The organism is Streptomyces sp. NPDC055189, from assembly GCF_053606765.1.
Genome location: NZ_JBSGSG010000013.1, coordinates 133,007 through 156,976, shown reverse-complemented (window position 1 = coordinate 156,976; position 23,970 = coordinate 133,007). Strand labels below are relative to the sequence as shown.

Genomic DNA, 23,970 nt, shown 5'->3' with positions numbered 1-23,970 from the left:
CACTCGCGGTAGCCGGGTCCATCTGCCCTAAGGCAGAGAAACCATGCGCATTACATAACTGAAAGTGCTCTGTGTCACTGCGTGTGCGGGCACTTGGGGCGAAAGGTACGCGGAAAGACGGGTTTGTGCGGCCAAGTTGCCGATTTAGCTGCGGTCCCGGATGTCGTCCCCCTCGAAATCGAGGTCCTCGGGCTCGTCCTGCACGGCGAGTCCGGCCACCCACAGCGGCATCAGCCAGTGCACGACGAACGCGGTGAAGAGCACGGGGAAGAGCAGCCCCTCGGCGCCCCATCCCCGGTTCGCGACGACCCCCGCGCCGACCGCGGCGGCCAGGAGCAGCCACAGCATGATCTGCCGGGCGCGTGCCTCGACGCGGAGCCGCTCCGCGCGCTGCCGCTCGTCGAGGGCGCGTTCGCGCAGGTCCAGGAGGCCGCGCGTGGCGGCGTTGATGACGCCGGTGGCGACGCACCACGGCAGCAGGAGCCCGAGCATCGTCCACATCGCCCAGCGCTGATCGCCGACGACCGTGAGCAGCCAGGCCGCGACGCTCGCCACGGTCAGCGCGATGTGGGCGCCGACCGCGATGCGCCTGCGTGTGACGGTGGCGTACATGGGCGCCGCCTCGCGCCGGTTCATGAGCGCGACCATCCGCCGGTCGTACCCGGTCATCTCCCGCGTCCGTATCCCCTGCGCCCGCGTTCCCCGCACCCGCTGCTGGTCCGTCATCCCTTGCTCCTCCCGTAGACCTCGTCCGTGAGCGGGCGGAACGGCTCGAGGGAGAACAGCGCCTCCACCGGCAGCCCGAAGAACCCCGCGATCTTCAGCGCCAGGTCGAGGCTGGGGTTGTACTGCCCGCGCTCGATGTAGCCGATGGTCTGGTAGTGGACTCCCACCGCCTCGGCCAGGCTCTGGCGCGACACCTTCCGCTCCGCGCGCACCATCGCCAACCTGTTGTGCACTTGCTCGCTCATGTATAAGAAGTACTACATTGCTGAGCAGGTGCGCAACGGGAGGGTGCGTACAGCCGTGTCAGTCCGAGCCGGGCTCGGGGCAGATCTCGTCCGGCGGGCAGAACCACGTGAGCGCGACGGTCATGAAGTCCTCCTCGTCGGCCCTGCCGTCCGTGTCGGAGCCGTACACCGCGAGGGCGTACAGCTCGCCGTCCACTGCCTCGAAGCGGTGGTCGACGACGTGCCAGGTGCCGATGTCCGGCTCGCCCTTGAACCGGTCGGCCGTGTATTCGAGCCGTGCCGCGGGACGGCCCCCGTCGTCCGTGCGCTCCAGAGGCGCGAGTTGGTCGAAGCCGCCGGGCTTGCCTTCCGCGTCCAGCCACATCCGCAGCGATTCGTACGGTGACGGCTCCGCCACCCGGTACACCTGCAGCCGCCGGTTTCCCTCCGGACTGCGGTAGTTGACGATGGTGGAGTCCTGGCCGGGGTCCGCGTCGCGAATCCAGCCCCTCGGCACCGCGAGCCGGTAGCCCTCCTGGTCGGTCACCTCTTCGTACGGGGCCGGCGGCACGCCCTCCGGGGAGGGGGCCGCGGTGTCCCCGCCCTCACCGTCCGTGCCGGCGTCGGCGCTCCGCACGGGCTCGTGTGCCGTCAGATACCCCTTCGGCTCCGGCTCGTCCTTCCAGCCGAGCGCCCATGCCCCGAAGACCAGACCGCACACCGCGAGGAGCGCCACGGCGCCGCGCTGCGCCTTGCCCTGGCGCACCGCGTCGCGGTCGTGGAGCTCGGCGATCCGCTGTTCCTGCTCGTGGCCGACCCATTCCTGGCGGTCGTCGTCGAAGATGCGCACCGCTCGTCACTCAGCCCGTGATCTGGGCGATCGCCTGGAGGACCGCCGTGACGGACGCGGCTGTCGCGGCGGCGGCGCCGTACTGCTCCAGGCGCGTACGGAGCCTGCCGAGCAGCCCGCTGCCACTGTGTCCCGCGCGGCCGATCTCCCGCTCCACCTCGTCCAGTTCGGTGTCGAGTGCCTGGTCGTCGGCAGTGAGTTCGGACGCCCGGCTCAACTCCCCCCGAAGTGCCCGGACCTGCGTGAGCAGGTGCTGCTGCCTCGGGTCCGACACCACCACCGTGTGGTTGGTGGACTCCGCCTTGCCGTGCGAACCGAAGGCCTGCGAGCCGCCGGTGATCGAACCGATCTGGACGTGCGCTCCCCCGCCGGTGTCCCCGTCGCCGCTCATGCCGTGCTCCTCTCGGTGGTGTGCGTGGCCTGGCCGTGGGAGCCGGTGGCGAGAGCGCCGCCGGACATCTCCGAGATGTAGACCCCGCTGTTGTTGATCTGCGTGATGTGCTGTTCGAGCCGGTCCGTGCGGAAGCCACCGGCCCGCAGCGCGTCGCGCACGCCCTCGCCGATGCGGTCCTGGAGGGTACGGATGTAGCGGGCGACGTCCATCTCCTGGAAGAGCGAGAGGTCGTCGGTGCTCGCCAGTTGCCGCAGGCTGACCAGCGGGGCGTCCGGCGGCGGCTGCACGGGGCGGCCGATGCCGAGCCGGACGCACAAGGACCGCAGGGACCGCAGGGCGCGTGCGGGTGCCGCGGCGGGCTCGGACGCGGCTTCGGGCTGGGCCAGCCAGAGCCGGAACGAGGGGATGAGCGAGGGCAGTGCGCGCAGGGCCGCGATGCCGACCGCCACGCCCACCGCGGGACCGTCGACGCAGGCCCGCACGGCGTCGCGGACCGGGCCTTCCGGCTCTCCGGCCACGATCGCGTCGACCTCGCGGAACGCGGGGACGATCGGCCCGAGCACGTGCGGCACCACTTCGAGGACCAGCATGCCGCCCTGCGTGTGCACCCGGACCAGGAGCGAGACGACGACCTGTTCGTTCCACGCGCCGACCCGGATCCGCAGGAAGTGCCGCCGCGCCTCGCCGCCCTCGCCCGCCGCCCGTTCGAGATGCCGGGCGGCCTGCCCGGAGTCGTAGACCCCCGCGGTATCGAAGCCGTGTCCGGTGTAGAGCTGCTCGTCGCGGCCCGCGCCCGCGGGGAGATAGACGAACTCCTCGATCTCCAGGTCCCGCAGGCGGTCCACACTGGTGGCGGCGGCGGACCGGCGCAGATCCTTCAGGCGCGGCTCGATCATCTTGATGACCTCACGCGCGGCGAGCGGTTCATACGCGCGCGCAGAGGGCACCACGCCGATCCCGCCGTCCTTCTCCGTCTCGGCGCGCCGCAGTTCGAGCACGACCGACCACGGCTTGCGGGGCTTTCCCGCGCCGACGAAGGGGCGGTTGGCGTCGTAGAGGGTGACCGGCGCGTTCTGCTCGCGGTGGATGCAGTCGACGATGCGGGAGAACCGTTTCGGGATGCCGGGCTGTTCGGTCTCGGCGAAGGTCTGGCGGGCCAGCTGCGTGCGCAGGGTCCGCTTGCGCAGGAACTGGTGGCGCCACACCACGGCCGCGACGAGCAGCGGGAAGATCAAGGGGTACGGGGTGTCCCTGACCACGGCGATCGCGGAGACCGCGTACGAAGCGGCGCACCACCACGCGAACGCCGTCACCAGCCAGCCGATCCTGCGCCGCAGCCAGGCCAGCGGTGCGGGCAGCTCCAGCTGCCGCAGGGTCCCAGCGTCCGTACCCCGGCCCGAGACGGCCCTGGCGAGCCACAGGAGCAGGACCACCACGGCGTACGCGATCGCCCAGCCGCCCGGCACGAACGCGCCGAACGTGCCGCCGGGGCCCGAGTCGACGAGGTCATCCGGGTCGAAGGCGAGCAGCGCCAGGTCCGCCCCGGAGACACCCGAATCTCCGTCCCGCGAGTCCTCGAGGGCGTCCCAGGTCATCACCGCGTCGGTGGCGAGGAACCCGATCCACACGGCGGCCAGGAGCAGCGCGGTGAACAGTTCGTCGCGCCGGGCGCGCAGCGCGTGCGCGAGCACCGGAAGGACGTCGGCACCGAGCGGCGGCGCCACGGGGCGCTCCGCGTGGCCGACGAGTTCTGAGACGACCTTCCTGCGAAACACCGCGTCCAGATGGACGCCGGCGCAGAGCAGTCTGGTGGCCTCGGTACTACCTGCCATGGCCAACTCCGTCAGGATAAAGCGGAATTGGAGAGTAACTGAGCGTGTACACCATGGCCACAGAAAGGCGTTTTTACCCCTCGGATAAGTGAAGGAACGCACCTCGCCCCCGGCTGCCGATCGAGCGGCTGCCGGGGGCGAGGTGGGCGAACGCGCGTACGGGCGGAGCCGTACGTGAGGCCGTACTAGATGAGGCCGAGGCCGCGGACCGCCTCGCGCTCCTCGGTGAGCTCCTGCACGGACGCGTCGATGCGCGTGCGCGAGAACTCGTTGATCTCCAGGCCCTGGACGATCTCGTACTTGCCGTCATTGGTGGTGACGGGGAAGGAGGAGATGAGGCCCTCCGGAACGCCGTACGAGCCGTCCGACGGGATACCCATGGAGGTCCAGTCACCGGCGGCCGTGCCGTTCACCCACGTGTGGACGTGGTCGATGGCGGCGTTGGCGGCGGACGCGGCCGAGGACGCGCCACGGGCCTCGATGATCGCGGCGCCGCGCTTGGCGACGGTCGGGATGAAGTCGTCGGCGAGCCAGGACTGGTCGCTCACGACGTCCGCGGCGTTCTTGCCGGCGATCTCCGCGTGGAAGATGTCGGGGTACTGGGTGGCCGAGTGGTTGCCCCAGATGGTGAGGCGCTTGATGTCGGCGACCGAGGAGCCGGTCTTCTTCGCGAGCTGCGAGAGCGCGCGGTTGTGGTCCAGGCGGGTCATCGCGGTGAAGCGCTCGGCCGGCACGTCCGGGGCGGCGGCCTGCGCGATGAGCGCGTTGGTGTTGGCCGGGTTGCCCACGACGAGGACCTTGATGTCGTCCGCGGCGTTGTCGTTGATGGCCTTGCCCTGCGGCTTGAAGATGCCGCCGTTGGCGGAGAGCAGGTCGCCGCGCTCCATGCCCTTGGTGCGGGGGCGGGCACCGACGAGGAGGGCGACGTTCGCGCCGTCGAAGGCGACGTTCGGGTCGTCGCTGATCTCGATCGAGTTCAGCAGCGGGAAGGCACAGTCGTCGAGCTCCATGGCGGTGCCCTCGGCGGCCTTCAGGGCCGGCGTGATCTCGAGCAGTCGCAGGTTGACCGGCACGTCCGCGCCGAGCAGGTGGCCGGAGGCGATGCGGAAGAGCAGCGCGTAGCCGATCTGGCCGGCCGCGCCGGTGACGGTGACGTTCACGGGAGTGCGGGTCATGGCGATCTCCGTAAGAAAGCTGGCGGTGGGGGTCCCTGCCCCTTGTGCTGGATCCCCTGCCGACGCCCTCGTCGATCGCCTCTCGATGATCGATCTCTTGGCATCAAGAGAGATCCGCCGTCAGGCTATCGCGCCCCGCCGACCCCCGAACCCCGGGAGGGTGTGGCCCACCCCACAGAGATCCATCCGCGCTGTCCGGAGGGGCTCCGCGGACCCCGTTCGGCCCCCGCGAAAAATCTGCGAAACAGACAGGCATGGCTTCGACAAGTGCGGGCACACGGAGCAGTACCCCCACGGGAGTGGTCACACCCCCGGGCGGCCACCACGCTCCCCCCCCCTGTGGTGGCCGCCACCTCCCGCCGATGGGGCCACCCCCTCGAAGCCCGGTCCGGGCGACGCCTACTGCGTGCAGCCCGTCTGGCCGGCCTTGAGCGTCGCGCAGGCCTCCGCCGACGCACCGTCCTTGACGGCCACCATCGGGGTGTAGGCGTCCAAGTCCGCGTTCACGGTCCCGTTCTGCTTGGCGGCGCCCTCGCCGGTGATGGTGACCTTGTCGCCCGGCGCCGCCTGCGTGATGCGCGCCCAGGCCGCCCCGCACGTCTTGCTGTAGCGGACCTCGACCAGCGCCTTGCCGACCGTGGCGCGGGTCGTCGTGCTGGCCAGCTCGCCGCCGCAGCCCATGGTCTCCGGGTCCTTGCCGGTGCAGCTCTTGCCGCTGCACTCGACGCCCGCGGGCAGGTCCTTGTCGCTGGCGCTCGGGGACGCCGACGGCTTGGCGCTCTCGTCGCCCTTGTCGTCCTTGCCGAGGTCCGTCAGGAAGACGGCGGCGGCTATGACGACGAGCGCGCCGACGACACCCGCGAGGAACATCGTCAGCTTCCTGCGCCGCCGCTGCCGGTCGGGAGAGTCCGCGCCGCGGCCCGGCCCCTGCGCGCCGGGCGGCGCCGCGACGACACCCAGGTCGCCTCCGCCCGCGCCCGCGGGTCCGTACGAAGGTGTCTGCGGCGGGACCGTGGGCGCGGGGCCCGCGACCCCGGGGGCGCCCCCGCCCGCACGGCCGGGGCGGTCGGGGCGCTCGGCGGAATCCACACCGGAACCGGAACCGGAACCGACTCCCCCACCTGCGCCCGCACCCGGCGCGCCGTTGCGTGCCGTGCCGCCGTTCTCCTTGCCCTTGGTCTTGGGCGGGTTCGGCCCCAGCTCCCCGAGCGCGGCCCGCGCCTGGGAGATCCGGATCGCCTGCATGGTCATGTCGTGCCGCATCTCGGAGCGGCTCCACGCGCGCTCGGCGAGCTCCCACATGGTGATGAGGTGAACGGGGTTGGTGCCCGTCACCTCGGCAAGCGCGACGATCGCACCCTTCGGAGCGAGCAGCCGCCCGTTCAGATAGCGCTCCCACGACGTCTTGCTGTACCCGGTGCGGTCGGACACCGCGGCGATGCTCAGGCCACTGCGGTCGACGAGCCTTCGCAACTGACTGGCGAACTCCCTGACCTGCGGGTCGAGCTCATCCGGTAGCGCCTTCCAACGAGGCATTACTCCCCCTATTCCCCCCGTACGTGCCAACTTGCCCCCGCGCGTGGTTCCCCCCGCTCTGCCCATGAGGCAGCCCCCGCTGCTCCCTGTCATGGGCTACCCAGAGGGATGCCGGAAGTCAGGATGTCAGTTCCCGGACCGGGGGCGCACGGGAGCGTTCGGGCCACTGGCGTGCACCGTCGCACTCCTTGCGGTCCGGCGTCCAGTGTCCCACCGCCGTCCCGGTCCACGATGCGGAACCCCAGGTAGCGGCCCGGGACGTCCCATGGCGTCCCGATTGCACGGGTTCACCCTTTTGCGAATTGCCGCCGGGCGGAAGCATCGGAGACGTCAACGCAGCACCTAGGGGGATCACATGCACACCAGTATGGCCAAGCGGAAGCGGCTGCTCGCCTCGGCGGTCGCCGTGACGGCGGGGGCGGCCATCGCGCTCGGCGGCACCGCGTCGCTCGCACAGGCCAGTGGGCCGCACGTCGTCGACGGCAAGGGCGCCGCGTACAACGACTGGGGCGACGAGGGCACCCTGTCCCGGCACAGCCACGCGAACAGCAACGCCACGCGCCTCTGGCAGACCGTCCTGTACGCGGACGGGGCCAAGTGGAAGGACGGCAACGGCAACCGGCACATCTTCAAGAAGTCGGACATCGACGGCAGCTTCGGCCGCAAGACCGAGTCGGCCACGAAGTGGTGGCAGCAGCACGAGGACCTGGAGGACGTCGACGGCATCGTCGGCAAGGAGACGTTCGGCGTCGCCGACGACTTCCTGAACGGGCCCGGCGGCGGCGGACACATCACTTACAGCGGCTACAAGCACGACGCCGGCTTCAAGCGCCTCTCCGGCACGTACTACGTGAAGATCGACGGAAAGTGGAAGAAGGCCGCGTACAACTGGCGCGGCTGACAGCCGACTCCGGCAGCCTCTCCCGCACGCGGGGGCCGTCACTTGGTGGCGGCCCCCGCTCCGTGCGCGCGGCGCTACCGGGCCAGGACCCACAGCAGCACCGCGAGCAGCAGTACGACGACGACGAGCGCGGAGCAGGCGACGAACCGCCAGGGCGGCGCGGGAGCGGGCAGTTCCCACCAGGGGAGGGTCTCCTCGTCACCGGGGAACTCGGCATCGGAGAACTCGGCACGGGAGAGTTCGGCACGGGACAGTTCGGCCCGAAAGGGCTCGCCCCCGGACCGCACCCCGCTCCCGCTCCCGCTCCGTACGACGGCGACCTCCTCGACCACCTCTCCCCGCGGCCACACCCGCACCGCCAACTCCCAGCGCGCCCCGAACCTCTCCGGGTCCGCTCCCGCCACCCGGCACAGCGCCGCGACCGCCTGCCGGGGCGGCGGCTGCTGTGCGTTGAGGTAACGCTGCCAGGAGGACTTGCTGTAGGACGTCTCCTTGCCGAGTGCGATCAGGCTCAGGCCGGTGCGGTCCTTGAGCAGCCGCAGCTGTTCGACGAAATGCCGTACTTCCGGCGGAAGTGCCTCCGGAAGCGGCTGCCAGGCAGCACTCATGCTTCACCCCCAGCATGTGCCCAGTTTGACCCCATGACGGCGGGCCGACCCGAAGTGGTTCCCTCCGCGCGGACCACCGCGTGTAGCGGCCCGGGCACACCGTGGCGGAATGGTCACCTCCGTGCCACAGGAGCAAGGCAGCCCTTGTATGGAATTAGTAAGGGCGTGACGCTGAATCTCGTTGGAACGGCCTCCCCACCAACCGGCGGCGCTCGTCCTCCCACGGGGGAGAGGACGGGCGCCGTCTCCGTTCCGCCGGGCAGCGCGTCGCGTTCAGCGGCCGCCGCCGCCCGGCGTCACGAGGCCCGTCTCGTACGCCACCACCACCGCCTGGGCCCTGCTGTCCAGGTCGAGTTTGGTCATCGTGCGGTTCAGGTGGGTCTTGACGGTGGCCTCGCTGATGTAGAGCCGCTCCGCGATGTCCGCGTTCGACAGGCCCGTGGCGATCAGTTTCAGGACCTCGACCTCGCGCAGGGTCAACGACCGCAGATCGGGCGGCGGTTCAGCGGATCCACCGGTCCCCGGCCCTGCCTGCCGGGCGAAGGCCTCGACGAGGCGGCAGGTCACGCTGGGCGCGAAGAGCGCGTCACCGCCGCCGACGGCGGCCACCGCGGCGAGCAGACGCTCGGGCCCGGAGTCCTTGAGCAGGAAGCCCGAGGCTCCGGCCCGCAGCGCCCCGTACACGTACTCGTCGAGATCGAACGTGGTGAGGACCAGGACGCGCGGCGGCGGTTCGGGGGCCTCGGCGAGGATCTTCTCGGTGGCCACGATGCCGCTCATGCCGGGCATGCGGATGTCCATCAGGATCACGTCGGGCCGCGTCGACGCGGCGAGCGCGACGGCTTCCACCCCGTCGCCCGCCTCACCGACGACCTCGATGCCGGGCGCGGCACGCAGCAGCCCCACCAATCCGGCCCGGATCAGGAACTGGTCGTCGACCACGAGCACCCTGGTCATTTAAGTCGCGTCGTCCCCCTGCGATGCGGCCTGCGCGGAGGTCGGCAGGGTCAGGCGCACGGCGAACCCTCCCTCGCTCAGCGGGCCGATGCTGATCGTCCCGCCGTAGAGCTTGGCCCGCTCCCGCATCCCAATCAACCCGTGGCCGCTTCCTGTACGCACTCTGTCCGGAATCACCCCCTCTCCGTCATTGGTGACGGAGACCGTCAAGTGGTGTGTCTCATAACGCAGTTCGACCACCGCGTCGGCCCCTCGCGCATGCTTCAGTACGTTGGTCAGGGCCTCCTGGACCACGCGGTACGCGCAGAGCTCGACACCGGGTGCGAGCTGCCGCGGAGCCCCCTCGACGCGTAGCTCGACGGCGGCTCCCCCGGACCGCACCCGCTCGACCATCTCGCCGAGCCGTGCGAGCCCCGGCATCGGGGCGTCGGGCGCGCCGTCCCCGTCCTCCTGCGCGCGCAGCACCCGCAGCATGCGGCGCAGCTCCTCAAGAGCCTCGCCGCTGGTGCCGGAGATGGTGGAGAGCGCGGCGTGGGCGGTGGCCGGATCCGAGGTGAAGACGAACTTCGCGAGGCCGGCCTGCACGGAGATCACGGACATGTGGTGGGCGACGACGTCGTGCAACTCCCTTGCTATGCGCCCGCGTTCCTCGGCCACCTCGCGCCGCGCCCGCTCGTCCTGCTCGCGCTTGAGCTGCCTGGCCAGCTCGGCGGACCGGCGTGCGACGTACCCGAACCGCCAGATGACCAGGGGAAAGCCGATGGCCTGCCCGACCACGGACGCCATCGACGCCCCTTCGCTCACCACGCCCGCGTAGATCCAGACGGCGCTCATCAGGACGCCGCAGGGAACGGAGATACGGGCGGGCCGCAGGGCCGTGACCGTGTAGACGGCGAGCATGGGCGCGAAGGTGTTCACGACGGGCCAGTAGCCCGCGGTGACATACGCGGCCCACACCAGATGCACCACGAGCAGGACCGCGAGCGGCGCCTTGGAGCGGAACGCGGCCGGCACATTGGCGAGCGCCACCAACGCGTAACCGCGGGCGTCGAGTTCGGGCCACCCCTGCCGCTGCGACTCCTGCCCGAGGAGTACGGCGACCGTCGTCAGGGCGACCGCGATCGACGTGTCGGCGACGAGGGGGCGGATCCGCATCGCCGCAGCGTAGCCCCGGTGCGGCGGGCGGCACGTCAAACTTCCGCGGTACCGCGGAAGTTGCAGGAACCACGGCCGTACTCCGCGGGACGTACCCGAACCTCAACCCGGCACGGGACGACTCCCCCGCCCCGCCGCCGTAGCTTGTTGCACCGGCGCGCTCGTCCTCCCGCGGGGGAGAGGACGAGCGGCCGCCGCGGGCCGGGGCCGCGCTAACTGCTGATCGTGAAGTGCAGGATGCCGTCCAGGAACGGGACCTGCAGCCCGTTCGGCTGCGCCATCAGCGCGAGCAGGACGATGACGGCCCCGAGGCCGCCGTACGTGACCATGTCCGTGAAGCGCGAGCGGACCGCGAGCATGCCGACGCCGGGCAGCGCCCAGCGCAGGACGGCGCCGCCGATCAGTGCGAGGCCGATCAGGATCGTGCCGGCGCGGAACACGTCGAAGGCCGTGAGCAGCAGGCCGAGCCCCACCGTCGAGAGCACGCTGAGCAGCGGCCACTGCCGGGCGGGTGCGGGGGCGTCGCCGCCCGCGGCCCGGCCGCCGCCCTCGGGGCGCGCGGTGTCCCGGGTCAGGAGCGGGAAACGCCGGGTGGTCTTCTTCGGCCCACCGGGGCCGGGGGCGCTGACGGCGCCCTTGGCCTCGGTGTCCTCCACCGCTTCGGCCTCTGTCACCCCGGTCTTTGCCACCTCGGCCTTTGTCCCCCCGGTCTTTGCCGCCTCGGCCGTTGCCGCCTCGGTCTCCGTCACGTCGGCCGGCGATGCCCCTTGATCAGGTTCTGCGCTCATGGGCTCACCCTTTCCCGTTTCAGCTCGCGGCGGCGGACGCGGCGCGCTCGGCCGCCTCGACGACGTTGACGAGCAGCTGTGCGCGCGTCATCGGGCCGACGCCGCCGGGGTTCGGCGAGATCCAGCCCGCGACCTCACGGACGCCGGGGTGCACGTCGCCGACGATCTTGCCGGTCTCGTCGCGCGAGACCCCGACGTCCAGGACCGCGGCGCCCTGCTTCACGTCCTCGGGCTTGATCAGGTGCGGGACGCCCGCGGCGGCCACGATGATGTCGGCCTTCTGCAGGTGGAAGGCGAGGTCGCGCGTACCGGTGTGGCACTGCGTCACCGTCGCGTTCTCCGAGCGGCGGGTGAGCAGCAGCGGCATCGAGCGGCCGATCGTCACACCGCGGCCGACGACCACGACCTCGGCGCCGTTGATCTCCACGCCGTACTGACGGAGCAGCGTGATGATGCCGAACGGCGTGCAGGGCAGCGGCGCGGGCTCGTTCAGGACGAGGCGGCCGAGGTTCATCGGATGCAAACCGTCGGCGTCCTTGGCCGGGTCCATGAGCTCCAGGACGCGGTTCTCGTCGATGCCCTTGGGCAGCGGGAGCTGCACGATGTAGCCGGTGCAGGCGGGGTCCTCGTTGAGCTCGCGGACGACGGCCTCGATCTCGTCCTGCGTCGCGGTCGCGGGCAGTTCGCGCTGGATGGAGGCGATGCCGACCTGCGCACAGTCGCGGTGCTTGCCGGCGACGTACTTCTGGCTGCCCGGGTCGTCACCGACCAGAACAGTCCCGAGGCCGGGCGTCAGGCCCCTCTCCTTCAGGGCCGCCACGCGGGCGGTCAGTTCGGACTTGATCGCGGCTGCGGTGGCCTTGCCATCGAGAATCTGGGCGGTCATGACTCCATCTTCCCGGATGAGACCCGCCCGGTACCAATCAGGGCGGCCCTGCGGCCCTGCTGTGTCCCAGCTGTGTCCCGGGACCTGACCAGCTCTGTTGCACTTGCACAACACATAGGGAATGCGGCTGGACAAATAAGCCTGGCCTAAAGAACGATATGCGACACAGTGCCGCGGGCAGTGTCGGGGGGACGGACCGCATCTGTAGAACTTTCCTCCGTGATGTGCCGCGTCGTCCCCGCATTACCCGACGGAGGAAGACCGCCATGAGTTACGGCGACCCGAACAACCCCTACGGGCAGCCGCCCCAGCAGCCCCCGGCCGCTCCCGGTTACGGCTACCCCCAGGCCCCTCCCGGCGTCCCGCCGCAGCAGGGCTACGGCTACCCGCAGCAGCCGGCCTACCCCGGCTACCCGGGCGGCAACATGATGCCGCAGTCGATGCCGGGGCTCCTGATGACCGCGCGCGTCTTCCTGTTCCTGATCTCGGCGGTTCAGATACTGGGCACGATCGGGTTCCTCTACCTCGGTGCCATCGCCAGCGACGTCTCCAACAGCGCCGAGGACGTCGGCTTCAATGACGCAAGCGACTTCGGCGACATGGCCACCGGCGTGCTCGTGATTCTCGGTCTTGTCTTCGCCGCACTGGCCGTCCTGTCGATCATGCTCGGCGTGAAGTTCAGCCGCGGCGGCCAGGGCGTGCGGATCACCACGGTGGTGTACGGAGCGCTCGGCGGCGTGTTCGGCCTGATCTACCTCTTCGTCGGCCTGGACACCGGCCTCGCCAGCGCGATCATCGGCCCGCTCATCTGGGTCGTCTTCGCCGTCATCATCACGATCGCCCCGGTCGTGCCCAGCGGCACCGCGTGGTTCAACCGGCCTCGCTACTGAGGCGAGAGCGAAGCAACGGTGGCCGCGCCCTTGGAAAAGGGCGCGGCCACCGCTCTGTTACGGGACCCGCTCAGTGGAAGAAGTGCCGCGTGCCCGTGAAGTACATCGTCACGCCCGCCTTCTTCGCGGCCTCGACGACCAGCTCGTCGCGGACCGAACCGCCCGGCTGCACCACGGCCTTGACGCCCGCGGCGGTCAGGATCTCCAGGCCGTCGGGGAACGGGAAGAACGCGTCCGATGCGGCGTAGGCGCCGTGCGCGCGCTCCTCACCGGCCCGCTCGACGGCGAGCTTCGCGGAGTCGACGCGGTTGACCTGACCCATGCCGACGCCGACCGACGCGCCGTCCTTGGCGAGCAGGATCGCGTTGGACTTGACCGCGCGGGACGCCTTCCAGGCGAAGGCCAGCTCGGCGAGTTCGCCCGCGTTCAGGGCATCGCCCGTGGCGAGCGTCCAGTTGGCGGGGTTGTCGCCCTCTGCCTGGAGCCGGTCGGTGACCTGCAGGAGCGCGCCACCGTCGATCTGCTTGACCTCCACCGTGTTGGACGGGGCCTGGTGGGCGCGCAGGACGCGGATGTTCTTCTTCTTTGTGAGGAGTTCGAGGGCCCCGTCCTCGTACTCCGGCGCGACGATGACCTCGGTGAAGATGTCGGCGACCTGCTCCGCCATCTCCTTGGAGACCGGGCGGTTGACGGCGATCACGCCGCCGAACGCGGAGAGCGGGTCGCAGGCGTGCGCCTTGCGGTGCGCCTCGGCGACGTTCGCGCCGATCGCGATGCCGCAGGGGTTGGCGTGCTTGATGATCGCGACGCAGGGGTCGTCGTGGTCGTACGCGGCACGGCGCGCGGCGTCCGTGTCCGTGAAGTTGTTGTACGACATCTCCTTGCCGTGCAGCTGCTCGGCCTCGGCGAGGCCTCCGTTGCCGTCGACGTAGAGGGCGGCGCCCTGGTGCGGGTTCTCGCCGTAGCGCAGGACGTTCTTGCGGGCGTACGCGCTGCCGATGAACTCGGGGAAGTCCGAGCTGTCGTCGGCCGCGTAGTCGTCCGCGAACCAGGAGGCGACCGCGAGGTCGTACTCGGCGGTGTGACGGAACGCTTCGGCGGCCAGGCGCTTGCGGGCAGTCAGGTCGAAACCGCCGGTGCGGGCGGCGGCGAGCACGTCGGCGTACCGCTCGGGGCTCGTGATGACCGACACCGAGGGGTGGTTCTTGGCGGCGGCGCGGACCATCGAGGGGCCGCCGATGTCGATCTGCTCCACACACTCGTCGGGCGTCGCACCGGAGGCGACGGTCGCCTTGAAGGGGTAGAGGTTCACGACGACCAGCTGGAACGGCTCGATCCCGAGGTCGGCGAGCTGGCGCTGGTGGTCCTCCAGGCGCAGGTCCGCGAGGATCCCGGCGTGCACGCGCGGGTGCAGGGTCTTGACCCGGCCGTCCAGACACTCGGGGAACTCGGTGAGCTCCTCGACCTTGGTGACGGGCACCCCGGCCGCGGCGATCTTCGAGGCGGTCGAACCGGTCGAGACGAGCTCGACGCCGGCCTCGTGCAGCCCGCGCGCGAGCTCCTCGAGCCCGGTCTTGTCATAGACGCTGATGAGCGCGCGCTTGATGGGGCGCTGCGAGGCGTTCGTACCTTCGGCGGTCACGGGATAAGTACCTTTCGTCCCTCAATGCGGTAGCCGTTGCGGGCCAGACGCCCCACGACATCGACGAGCAGCCTTCGCTCGACTTCCTTGATGCGCTCGTGCAGAGCGCTCTCGTCGTCCTCATCCCCGACCGGGACCACGCCCTGGGCGATGATCGGGCCGGTGTCGACGCCGTCGTCGACGAAGTGGACGGTGCATCCCGTGACCTTCGCGCCGTACGCGAGCGCGTCGCGCACACCGTGGGCCCCCGGGAAGCTGGGCAGCAGGGCGGGGTGCGTATTGACGAACCGGCCGCCGAACAGTGCGAGGAATTTCTTCCCCACGATCTTCATGAACCCGGCCGACACGACCAGATCGGGGGCGTGCGCGGCGGTCGCCTCGGCGAGCGCGGCGTCCCACTCGTCACGCGTGGCGTGGTCCTTCACCCGGCAGACGAAGGTGGGAATCCCGGCACTCTCGGCGCGCTCGAGCCCGACGATGCCGTCGCGGTCGGCGCCGACCGCGACGATCTCGGCGCCGTAGCCCGCCGCCCCGTCCGTCGCGATCTTGTCGAGCAGAGCCTGCAGATTCGTACCTGATCCGGAGACCAGCACGACGAGGCGCTTGGCCACAGGGCTCTTGGCCACAGCGGGGCCCTTTCTCGGGAGGAGCGTCTTTGTACGGTCGCGTCTTTGTACGGTCGTACAAAAGCTTCGTGCCTCGCGATACGGGGAACTCTACGAAGCGGCCGACCGTCAGCAACGATACCGGCACACGGTGCGGCCCCTCACGGGACGGGGGCGCGGCCGGAAGGTAGCGTCTGCACCAAGACGTCACATGACGTCACACAGTCCAGAAGCTCGCTCGACGCACTGTTCCGAAGCTCGCTCGACCAAGGGGAAGACGCACACCTGATGCCGGACCGTAGCCTCCGCCTCCCGCTGTCCTTCGCGTTCGGGTTGACGCACGGAGGGGAGCGCGGCTCGACGCTGCTGCGCGACGGCCGCCCGTCGTCCCCGCCGCAGGATTCCTCTTCGGACTCTGGAAGCTCCGACTCTTCGGGCTCGGGCTCTTCGGGCTCGGGCAGCTCGGGGGACTCCGGGAACTCCGGGAACTCCGGGAAGAAGGACGACAATCCGTTCGCGCCGCCGCCGGAGGGGACGCCGGACCAGCCGTGGCGGCCCCGCCCCGGCAACGGCGGCGACGGCTCGAACGACCAGGGCAGTTCTCCCTGGGGCAGCCAGTGGAGCGACCGGCAGCCCGGGCGTTCCCAGGGCGGCGGCTTCGGCGAGCGCCCCGGCCAGCAGGGCCCCGACGGACCGTCCGGCTCAGGCTCAGGCTCCGGGGCCGGGTCCGGCATGCGCTGGGACCCGACCGACCCGGCCCAGCGCCGCGCGCGGTACGCCCTGCTCTCCGGCATGTGGGCCTTCTTCTTCGCGCTCTTCGGCTGGCGGTACGTCGCCCTGCTCCTGGGCGCGCTCGCGCTGAACTGGGGCATCAGCTCGCTGCGGTCGAAGCCGAAGCAGCCGGACCCGACCGCGCCCGCCGCACAGCAGCCCGCGGCCGACCCGACGAGCGCGAGGCCGCAGCGGACGGCGGCGATCAGCGGCCTGGTGACGGCGTCGCTGGCTCTGGCGATGGTGGCGGCGACGTTCGCCGCCCAGCTGGTGTACCGCGACTACTACACCTGCGTGAGCGACTCCCTCACGAGCCAGTCGAAGCAGGAATGCAGCGACCTTCTGCCGAAGCAGTTGCGGCCTTTGCTGGCAGAACAAGACTGAGCCTGGCCCCTGGGCCTCGGACTTGCTCAGGGTCACCCCCCTGACCAAGGAGACTGACCTCGCTGAGGGCTGCCCTGGGAGGAGTGTTGGGCTGGCTGGGGCTGGGTTGGCGTGGTTGGGCTGGGTCGGCATGGCTGGCTGGCTGGCTTGGGCTGGGTGGCGTGGCTGGCTTGGCGTGGTTGGGCTGGCTTCTGGGGTTCTGACTGGGCCTGGCCTCACCGCGCATGCTGGCTTCGACGGGGGCCTGGTCCGGCTCCTCCTCTTGCGGCTCGGCTGGCTGCGCCAATTTGCCGCTTCGCGGCGGATTTTCCCCCACCCACCCACCCGATCGCCCTGCGGTGTAGGCCCGCCCACCCCAGTGCCACGCCGGGTAATCGGGTGGGTGGGCGGGAAAGATCCGGCGCGAAGCGGCGGGCTTGTCGAGGGCGGCGCAAATGCTGCGAACCCCTTGGCCGGGCCCGGGCGGGGGTGGGGCCGACGGACGTACAGAGATTCAGGCCCCCGGAGGCCGCTCCTCGGCGCTCGCGTCCCGCAGCGCCGCCCAGCGCGCCTCGCGGGACGCCTCGTCGTGCCAGTCCGCAGCACCCCAGTCCGCCGTATCCACCGCCGGTGCACTCGGCAGGAAGTCGTACGGCTCGAAGGGCTCCGAGTCCGTAGGCACAGGGGGCGGCGGGCTCTGGCGGCGCGGGCGCAGGACCCGTAGCCGGGTGACGCGCGGCTTCGGCAGCCTGAGCCAGGCCCAGCGTCGAGAGGCCCGGGATGGGGTCGCCCCACGTGGGGCGTCCCCAGGCGGAACGGTCCCGGGTGATGCGGCTCCCGGCGAGGAGGCCCCCAGCGAGGCAGCCCCCGGCACGGCGGCCCCCAGCGAGGCCGCCCCCGGCACGGCAGCACCGAGCAAGGCGCCCCCGGGCGAGGCCGCACCCGGCGAGACACCCCCAGCCCCGCCGCCCCGCGGCAAACTCCCCGCCGCCGCCCTACGCAGCGTCAGCCGCCCCAGCAAAGAACGAGGCCGCTTCGCGCGGGGCGGCCGAGGCGGCTTCACCCGGCGGGGCCGCACACGCCAGGCCCTGCCGAGGAGCGCGCCCGGCACCCCCACCACCCCCGTCCACCCCAGCGCCGCCGGCCCCACCAGCCACCACGCGGGCCCGAAGCGGGCCAGCGCCGCCACCCCAAGCGGACCCCCCGCCAGCGCCGCGAGAACCGCCAGAAGCAGTCCGCACAGCGCCGCCGCCACCAACGCCACCAGCGAGGTACGCGCCCGCGACCACGCCCGGTCGCGCTGACCGAGAGCGGGAGAGGCCGCCCGCGCCGTGAACCACGCGACCACGACCCCCGCGGCCAGCGGCACCGCCCCCGCCGCCCACATGAACGGCGACCCCGGCCCAGCCGCCGGAACCGGAACCGCCTCGAACAGCGGAAACGCAGGCAGCATCGGCCCCGCGGTCACACCGAGCGGCCCCACCGCACTCCCGGCGCCCAGCGTGAAACCGGGGCCGAGGCTGAACGCCGCGCCCCACACCGCCGCGTTCGGCACCAGCGCCATGGCTAGAAGGAGCACCGCGAAACGCCCCGACCACACATCCGTGACCTGCGCGAACGACGCCCTCACCAATCCGCCGTGCAGCACCAGGGAGAGCGCGACCAGCAATGCTCCCCCGCCGACGAGGACCACCGCCCCGGCGGCTCCGGCCCGGGTGACGGCGCGGACGTATCGACGTACGAAGAAGGGACGTACCGCCGGGGGCAGCGCGCGAAGCCCCACCCGTGCCAGGAGCGGGAGCGGCCCCCCGGGCCGCCCGAGCGCCGTCCAGACCCCCACCGCCGCCGCGGCCCCCACGAGCAGCGGCAGATGCAGGACCACGCTCGGCCACAGCGGCCGCAGCTCACCACCGGCCGCGTACAGCGTCGCGGCGGCGCCCACGAGCAGATAGCCGCCGACCACCCCGCACCACGCGGTCCGCGGCGCCATCCCCCGCTCCTCCGGGTCCGCCGCGTCCCGCGCCGCCCGGTGCGCCAGCCAGCCCGGAAGGACCATCAGGAGCATGGGCGTGACGCCGAGCGGCACAGGCGCCCCCGTGAGTGTGTCCGTCCTGATCAGCTCCGTGCCGTGGGCCAGCAGCCACACCGCGGCCGCGACATGCAGCGCCCCGCTGGGCCCGCTGTCCGGATAGGGGGAGCTGATCCAGAGGACCATCACCAGGACGGCACACGAGCCGAGCCCGAGCCCGGCCGCGACAGCTCCTCCGAAGAGGCAGGTCGCCAATCCGGGTGAGCGGTCGCGCACCCGCTCGATCAGTGGCCTGAGGGGCGGCAACGGTGAGCTGCGGTCGGTGATTTGAGTCACGCCGCCATGCTCCCAACGACACGCGCTTTCTCCCCGTAACAGGCGAATATCGGATGTGTCGCCCAATATACGTTTATGTACTTTTTCGTACGACGGGTCAGCCGCGCCCGGCCGCCCGCCGCACGAAGGCCCATGGCCCACGGCGCGGAGAGTCCCACATGACCCAGAGCCCTGCCGCCCCCAAGCGCTCGACGACGCTCGCCCAGGGGGGACCGCCTCCGTTGCCGCCCCCGAAGGAACGCCGCCGCCTGCGCGCGGCGAAATCCCTCAGCCAGGCCGAGATCGCCGCGAAGGTCGGCGTCTCACGGGAAACGGTCCGCTCCTGGGAGTCGGGCCGCTCGACGCCGCGCGGCCGCAGACGGGCGGCCTACGCGGAGCTGCTCGCCGAGATCGCGAACGAGCTGACCCTCGCGGGCAAGCGTTCGACGCGGCGCGACAGCTGGACCGAAGATCTGCCGCCGGCCCTCGACACCAAGGGCGGCAAGTCTCCCGCCCGTATCCCGGCCGGCGCCGCGACGAACGGCCTCACCCGGCCCGAACCGCCGGCACCTGCGACGGCCCCCGCTCGCCCCGAACCGGCGTCACCGACCACGATCACCGCTCGACTCGACCCGGTGCCTCCGGCGACGACCGCCACTCGGCCCGAACCGGCGGCGGCAGCCGCTGCCGCCGCCGCCCGGCCCCAACCGATGGCATCGGCCACCGCCGCCACTCGGACCGCACCGGAGCCCGGGGCCTCCGGGACCGCCACCGCGACGACCCCCGCCGAAGCCTTCGACGCCCTCTGCTCGACCTGCGCCCCCGGCCTCGTACGCCAGACCTACCTCCTCACCGGCCGCCGCACCCTCGCCCAGGAATCAGTGGAGCGCGCCTTCCAGCTCGCCTGGCAGCGCTGGCCCGAGGTCGCCGTCGACCGTGACCCCGAGAGCTGGGTGCGCGCGGCGGCGTACGAGTACGCGATGTCCCCCTGGCACCGCCTCCGCCCCGGCATGCGGCACCCGGACGCCCCGCCCGCCTCGGCGGCCGACCGCGCCTTCCTCGCCGTGCTGGTGAGCCTGCCGCCCGCGCAGCGCCGCACCCTGCTGCTCTACGACGGCGTCGGGCTCGACCTGCCCGAGACCGCGGCCGAGACGGAGGCGAGCACGCCCGCGACGGCCAACCGGCTGCTGCACGCCCGCGAGGTCATCGCCGAGAAGCTCCCCGAACAGGCGGCGACGCCCGACGCCCTGCACCAGCGCCTCGGCGAACTCTGCGGCGCGGAGAAACTGCGGCCCCCGAACGCGGGCCGGGTACGCACCGGCAGCGAACAACGCGCCCGCTTCTGGACCCGCGCGGCGATCGCCTTCACCGCCCTGATCGTCGGCGCCACGGCCCTCACCCTGCGAACGGCCCCCACCCGCTACGAACCGCCCCGGGCGCCGGGCAAGGCCATCAGCGGAGTCCCTCCGAGAATGGGCCCCGGCAGCATGACGTACGAGGACCAGCTCCTCCACAAGAAACTCCGCGAGGACCTGTCGAGCGGCCCGGAGAGACTGACACCGATGGCGAGATGAGGGGAGCCCCTTCAGGGGCGCGGGGAACTGCGCACCCTTCAGGGGCGCGGGGAACTGCGCACCCTTCAGGGGCGCGGGGAACTGCGCATCTTTAAGGGGCGCGGGGAACTGCGCGACCAGCCACAGCCGCCCCGCAGCCGAACCCAACAACCCGCAGCCGAACACAACAAAGTGGGCCCGCATCTCAAACAAGAGAGATGCGGGCCCACTTTTAAAACGGTTCAGGCAACCTCAGCCCGCGAGGATCGCTCGGGCCAGCTTCGCCGTCTCGGTCGGCGTCTTGCCGACCTTGACGCCCGCGGCCTCAAGCGCTTCCTTCTTCGCGGCAGCCGTACCGGAGGAGCCGGAGACGATGGCGCCGGCGTGGCCCATGGTCTTACCCTCGGGCGCGGTGAAGCCCGCGACGTAGCCGACGACCGGCTTCGTCACGTTCGCCTTGATGTAGTCCGCCGCACGCTCCTCGGCGTCGCCGCCGATCTCGCCGATCATGACGATCAGGTCGGTGTCGGGGTCGGCCTCGAACGCCTCCAGGGCGTCGATGTGCGTCGTGCCGATGACGGGGTCGCCACCGATGCCGACGGCCGAGGAGAAGCCGATGTCGCGGAGCTCGTACATCATCTGGTACGTCAGCGTGCCGGACTTCGAGACCAGGCCGATACGGCCCGGCTTCGTGATGTCGCCCGGGATGATGCCGGCGTTCGACTGGCCCGGGGTGATGAGACCGGGGCAGTTCGGGCCGATGATGCGGGTCTTGTTGCCCTTCGACTTCGCGTACGCCCAGAAGGCGGCGGAGTCGTGGACGGCGATGCCCTCGGTGATGACGACGGCGAGGGGGATCTCTGCGTCGATCGCCTCGACGACGGCGGCCTTGGAGAAGGCCGGCGGCACGAAGAGGACGGACACGTTGGCGCCCGTGGCCTCCATGGCCTCCTTGACCGAGCCGAAGACCGGTACCTCGGTGCCGTCGAAGTCGACCTTGGTGCCGGCCTTGCGCGGGTTCACGCCGCCGACGATGTTCGTGCCGTCACCCAGCATGAGCTTGGTGTGCTTCATGCCCGTGGCACCGGTCATGCCCTGGACGATGACCTTGCTGTCCTTGTTGAGGAAGATAGCCATGGCTGTTCTGTCCCTCGTCCCTTACTTCGCGGCCGCGAGCTCGGCGGCCTTGTCGGCCGCGCCGTCCATGGTGTCCACGCGCTGCACGAGCGGGTGGTTGGCGTCGCTCAGGATCTTGCGACCCAGCTCCGCGTTGTTGCCGTCGAGGCGCACGACCAGGGGCTTGGTGACTTCCTCGCCCTTGGACTTGAGCAGCTCGAGCGCCTGGACGATGCCGTTGGCGACCTCGTCACAGGCGGTGATGCCACCGAAGACGTTGACGAAGACGGACTTGACGTCCGGGTCGCCGAGGATGATCTCCAGGCCGTTCGCCATGACCTCGGCCGAAGCGCCGCCGCCGATGTCGAGGAAGTTGGCCGGCTTGACGTTGTTGTGCGCCTCACCGGCGTACGCGACGACGTCGAGGGTGCTCATGACGAGACCCGCGCCGTTGCCGATGATGCCGACCTCGCCGTCGAGCTTGACGTAGTTGAGGTTCTTGGCCTTGGCGGCAGCCTCGAGCGGGTTGGCTGCGTCCTTGTCCTCGAGGGCCTCGTGGTCGGCCTGGCGGAAGTCGGCGTTCTCGTCGAGCGAGACCTTGCCGTCCAGGGCCAGGATGCGGCCGTCCTTGGTCTTGACGAGGGGGTTCACCTCGACGAGGAGCGCGTCCTCGGCGACGAAGGTGTCCCACAGGGTCACCATCGCCTCGGCGACACCCTCGGCCACCTCGGCCGGGAACTTCGCCTGGGCCACGATCTCGCGGGCCTTCTCGATGTTCACGCCGTCGACGGCGTTGACCGGGACCTTCGCGAGGGCCTCGGGAGTCTTCTCCGCGACCTCCTCGATGTCCATGCCGCCCTGCACCGACGCCATGGCGAGGAAGGTGCGGTTGGTGCGGTCGAGGAGGTACGAGACGTAGTACTCCGCCTCGATCTCCGGGGACAGCTCGGCGATCATCACCTTGTGGACCGTGTGGCCCTTGATGTCCATCCCGAGAATGTCCGTCGCGCGAGCGACGGCCTCGTCCGGGTTGGCGGCCAGCTTCACGCCGCCGGCCTTGCCGCGGCCACCGACCTTCACCTGTGCCTTGACGACCGACTTGCCGCCCAGCTTCTCGGTGGCCTCGCGCGCCGCCTCAGGCGTGTCGATGACTTCACCGGCCAGCACCGGTACACCGTGCTTGGCGAAGAGGTCCCTCGCCTGGTACTCGAACAGGTCCACGCGCGTCCGTCCCTTTTCCGTGATCTCGCTGCGATCTCGCTGCTTTGTGGTCAGCTGTCTGCGTGGGCGTGCCGCGGAGGGCAACGTGACTGCGCTGTCACAAGGGAGGCGTAGGACGGAGTCCGATACGCGGCATGTCCGTCTCGCAGGTTATCGCCGTGGGCCACAGGTCCCTAAATCGCAGATCACATTTGGGCGGTGATGACTGTCACAGATCGCGGATGCGGACAGATTCCGGGGAGCGGAAGGGCGGCCCCCCGGGGTGTCAGGGGCCGCCCGTTTGCTCCTGTTACGGCTGGTGGAGCCGCCGCAGCTGGTGGAGCCGCAGCTCGCGCCGCCGCGCGAGCTGTCACTCCTGCTGTCTTTCCGGTTGTCTCTCCGGTTGTCTCTCCGGTCGTCTTTCCAGCTCTCAGACGGCGTACGTCGCGTTGTAGGCCTGCTCGTACGTCGGCAGGTAGCTCGGGGCGACCGAATCGGCGACACCCTGGACGCCCGTGACGGCGTTTCCTGCGAGGGACCGGGCGTCGGGGGCGACGGTGCCGGTGAGGTCCTGCGCGAAGGGCGAGACCTGGCCGACGACACCACCGGCGAACGGCTGGACGTCACCCGTGACGCCGTACGCCAGCTCGTCCGCGCTGCCGCCGACGCCCTGCACGACGGGCCGCACCTGGTCGGTGACGGTCTGCACGAGCGGCGAGACCGCGCCGACGACCCCGCCCGCGAACGGCTGCACGTCGTCGCCGACGACACCCTGCGCGAACGGCGGGACCTCGCCGACGACCCCTCCCGCGAACGGCGTCACGTCGCCGACCACGCCCTGCGCCAGGTAGGAGACGTCGCCGACCGCCTGCCCGGCGACCGGCACGACGCCGTCGACGGCGGTGGCTGCGACGGGCGGCAGCACGGCTTCGGCGGTCTCGTCGGCGATGGGCGTGGCGGTCGCCTTGGTGTCGTCGAGGTCCGAGGCGAAGGCGGAGAGCGGGCCGAAGAGGTAGTCGACGGAGTCTTCGGGGGTGGTGACGTCGGGGGTCGCCACGTTCGGGGTGGTCACGTTCGGGGCCGTCACGTTCGGGGTGGTGACTTCGGGGGCCTTGGGGGTCGTGACCTTGGGGGCGTCGGCCTTCGCGTCGGTGACGGTGGCCTTCGCGCTGTCCCGGACATCGGTGACGGTGTCCTTCGCGTCGGCCGCGGTGGACTTCGCCTTGCCCCGGGCGTCGGCGACGTCAGCGGCATCGGCGCCGTCGGCGACGTCAGCGACATCTCCCGTGACGTCGGCGACCGCGTCGGACGTGTTGTCCGGCAGGGCGATGGAGTGCTGGGGCAGCTCGTCCGCGCTGGCGACGGCGGACCCGAGCGCCCAGGCTCCCGTGACACCGGCGGCTATGACGATGGAACGACGGATGTTCTTGTTCATGCGTTCTTCAGATCCTTCG

Annotated in this window: 22 protein-coding genes; 4 read left to right on the top strand and 18 right to left on the bottom strand. The window is 71.1% G+C overall.

Annotated elements, in window-relative coordinates:
* Positions 1-144: 144 nt before the first annotated feature.
* From ACWFR3_RS13055 to ACWFR3_RS13025, 7 genes are all read right to left on the bottom strand, one after another.
* A complete protein-coding gene (locus tag ACWFR3_RS13055) occupies positions 145-726 on the bottom strand; it encodes a hypothetical protein (RefSeq protein ID WP_453734614.1) in 582 nt (193 codons plus the stop codon).
* The gene (locus ACWFR3_RS13050) at positions 723-971 is read right to left on the bottom strand and encodes a helix-turn-helix transcriptional regulator (protein WP_453734613.1); all 249 of its coding nucleotides are present in this window, start codon (positions 969-971) and stop codon (positions 723-725) included. Before ACWFR3_RS13050 ends, ACWFR3_RS13055 begins: the two co-directional genes overlap by 4 nt.
* 58 nt (positions 972-1,029) lie before the next feature.
* Positions 1,030-1,800 (bottom strand): hypothetical protein, encoded by a 771-nt coding sequence (locus tag ACWFR3_RS13045; RefSeq protein WP_453734612.1) that lies wholly within the window; start codon positions 1,798-1,800, stop codon positions 1,030-1,032.
* A 10-nt stretch (positions 1,801-1,810) separates the two neighbouring features.
* On the bottom strand, positions 1,811-2,191 hold the full coding sequence (locus ACWFR3_RS13040; protein ID WP_453734611.1) for a hypothetical protein: 381 nt from the start codon (positions 2,189-2,191) through the stop codon (positions 1,811-1,813).
* Entirely contained in the window at positions 2,188-4,026 is a 1,839-nt protein-coding gene (locus ACWFR3_RS13035; RefSeq protein ID WP_453734610.1) for a hypothetical protein, read from the bottom strand. Before ACWFR3_RS13035 ends, ACWFR3_RS13040 begins: the two co-directional genes overlap by 4 nt.
* 185 nt (positions 4,027-4,211) lie before the next feature.
* Positions 4,212-5,201 carry a malate dehydrogenase gene (locus tag ACWFR3_RS13030; protein ID WP_453734609.1) on the bottom strand — a complete coding sequence of 330 codons (990 nt, stop codon included), beginning with the start codon at positions 5,199-5,201 and terminating at the stop codon, positions 4,212-4,214.
* 399 nt (positions 5,202-5,600) lie between these two features.
* Entirely contained in the window at positions 5,601-6,737 is a 1,137-nt protein-coding gene (locus ACWFR3_RS13025) for an XRE family transcriptional regulator (RefSeq protein WP_453734608.1), read from the bottom strand.
* A gap of 355 nt (positions 6,738-7,092) precedes the next feature.
* On the opposite strand from ACWFR3_RS13025, the gene ACWFR3_RS13020 reads away from it, so the two are divergent.
* On the top strand, positions 7,093-7,638 hold the full coding sequence (locus tag ACWFR3_RS13020) for a peptidoglycan-binding domain-containing protein (RefSeq protein ID WP_453734607.1): 546 nt from the start codon (positions 7,093-7,095) through the stop codon (positions 7,636-7,638).
* 74 nt (positions 7,639-7,712) lie between these two features.
* On the opposite strand, the gene ACWFR3_RS13015 is transcribed toward ACWFR3_RS13020, so the two are convergent.
* The 5 genes from ACWFR3_RS13015 to ACWFR3_RS12995 all read right to left on the bottom strand — a co-directional run bounded on the left by ACWFR3_RS13015 (position 7,713) and on the right by ACWFR3_RS12995 (position 12,032).
* Positions 7,713-8,246 (bottom strand): helix-turn-helix domain-containing protein, encoded by a 534-nt coding sequence (locus ACWFR3_RS13015; protein ID WP_453734606.1) that lies wholly within the window; start codon positions 8,244-8,246, stop codon positions 7,713-7,715.
* Between the two features lie 273 nt (positions 8,247-8,519).
* Entirely contained in the window at positions 8,520-9,203 is a 684-nt protein-coding gene (locus tag ACWFR3_RS13010; RefSeq protein WP_453734605.1) for a response regulator, read from the bottom strand.
* The gene (locus tag ACWFR3_RS13005; RefSeq protein WP_453734604.1) at positions 9,204-10,358 is read right to left on the bottom strand and encodes a sensor histidine kinase; all 1,155 of its coding nucleotides are present in this window, start codon (positions 10,356-10,358) and stop codon (positions 9,204-9,206) included.
* 212 nt (positions 10,359-10,570) lie between these two features.
* Positions 10,571-11,146, bottom strand: coding sequence for a DUF3017 domain-containing protein (locus ACWFR3_RS13000; RefSeq protein ID WP_453734603.1), 576 nt, complete (start codon positions 11,144-11,146; stop codon positions 10,571-10,573).
* A 19-nt stretch (positions 11,147-11,165) separates the two neighbouring features.
* Positions 11,166-12,032, bottom strand: coding sequence for a bifunctional methylenetetrahydrofolate dehydrogenase/methenyltetrahydrofolate cyclohydrolase (locus tag ACWFR3_RS12995; protein WP_453734602.1), 867 nt, complete (start codon positions 12,030-12,032; stop codon positions 11,166-11,168).
* 266 nt (positions 12,033-12,298) lie between these two features.
* Between ACWFR3_RS12995 and ACWFR3_RS12990 the strand changes: the two genes are divergently transcribed.
* Positions 12,299-12,922 (top strand): hypothetical protein, encoded by a 624-nt coding sequence (locus tag ACWFR3_RS12990; protein ID WP_453734601.1) that lies wholly within the window; start codon positions 12,299-12,301, stop codon positions 12,920-12,922.
* A 70-nt stretch (positions 12,923-12,992) separates the two neighbouring features.
* On the opposite strand, the gene purH is transcribed toward ACWFR3_RS12990, so the two are convergent.
* Positions 12,993-14,564, bottom strand: coding sequence for a bifunctional phosphoribosylaminoimidazolecarboxamide formyltransferase/IMP cyclohydrolase (gene purH, locus ACWFR3_RS12985; RefSeq protein WP_453734600.1), 1,572 nt, complete (start codon positions 14,562-14,564; stop codon positions 12,993-12,995).
* On the bottom strand, positions 14,561-15,190 hold the full coding sequence (gene purN, locus ACWFR3_RS12980; RefSeq protein WP_453734599.1) for a phosphoribosylglycinamide formyltransferase: 630 nt from the start codon (positions 15,188-15,190) through the stop codon (positions 14,561-14,563). The genes purH and purN overlap by 4 nt, the downstream gene beginning before the upstream one ends.
* A gap of 267 nt (positions 15,191-15,457) precedes the next feature.
* Between purN and ACWFR3_RS12975 the strand changes: the two genes are divergently transcribed.
* Entirely contained in the window at positions 15,458-16,324 is an 867-nt protein-coding gene (locus tag ACWFR3_RS12975) for a hypothetical protein (RefSeq protein ID WP_453734598.1), read from the top strand.
* Positions 16,325-16,817: 493 nt separating this feature from the next.
* On the opposite strand, the gene ACWFR3_RS12970 is transcribed toward ACWFR3_RS12975, so the two are convergent.
* On the bottom strand, positions 16,818-18,668 hold the full coding sequence (locus ACWFR3_RS12970; protein WP_453734597.1) for a cell division protein PerM: 1,851 nt from the start codon (positions 18,666-18,668) through the stop codon (positions 16,818-16,820).
* A gap of 158 nt (positions 18,669-18,826) precedes the next feature.
* On the opposite strand from ACWFR3_RS12970, the gene ACWFR3_RS12965 reads away from it, so the two are divergent.
* The gene (locus tag ACWFR3_RS12965) at positions 18,827-20,221 is read left to right on the top strand and encodes a helix-turn-helix domain-containing protein (RefSeq protein ID WP_453734596.1); all 1,395 of its coding nucleotides are present in this window, start codon (positions 18,827-18,829) and stop codon (positions 20,219-20,221) included.
* A 231-nt stretch (positions 20,222-20,452) separates the two neighbouring features.
* Here the strand turns inward: ACWFR3_RS12965 and sucD are convergent, their stop codons facing one another.
* From sucD to ACWFR3_RS12950, 3 genes are all read right to left on the bottom strand, one after another.
* On the bottom strand, positions 20,453-21,337 hold the full coding sequence (sucD, locus tag ACWFR3_RS12960) for a succinate--CoA ligase subunit alpha (RefSeq protein WP_160506736.1): 885 nt from the start codon (positions 21,335-21,337) through the stop codon (positions 20,453-20,455).
* A gap of 21 nt (positions 21,338-21,358) precedes the next feature.
* Complete coding sequence (sucC, locus tag ACWFR3_RS12955; protein ID WP_453734595.1) at positions 21,359-22,537, bottom strand: ADP-forming succinate--CoA ligase subunit beta; 1,179 nt, start codon at positions 22,535-22,537, stop codon at positions 21,359-21,361.
* Between the two features lie 409 nt (positions 22,538-22,946).
* Complete coding sequence (locus ACWFR3_RS12950) at positions 22,947-23,951, bottom strand: hypothetical protein (RefSeq protein ID WP_453734594.1); 1,005 nt, start codon at positions 23,949-23,951, stop codon at positions 22,947-22,949.
* Positions 23,952-23,970: the final 19 nt, after the last annotated feature.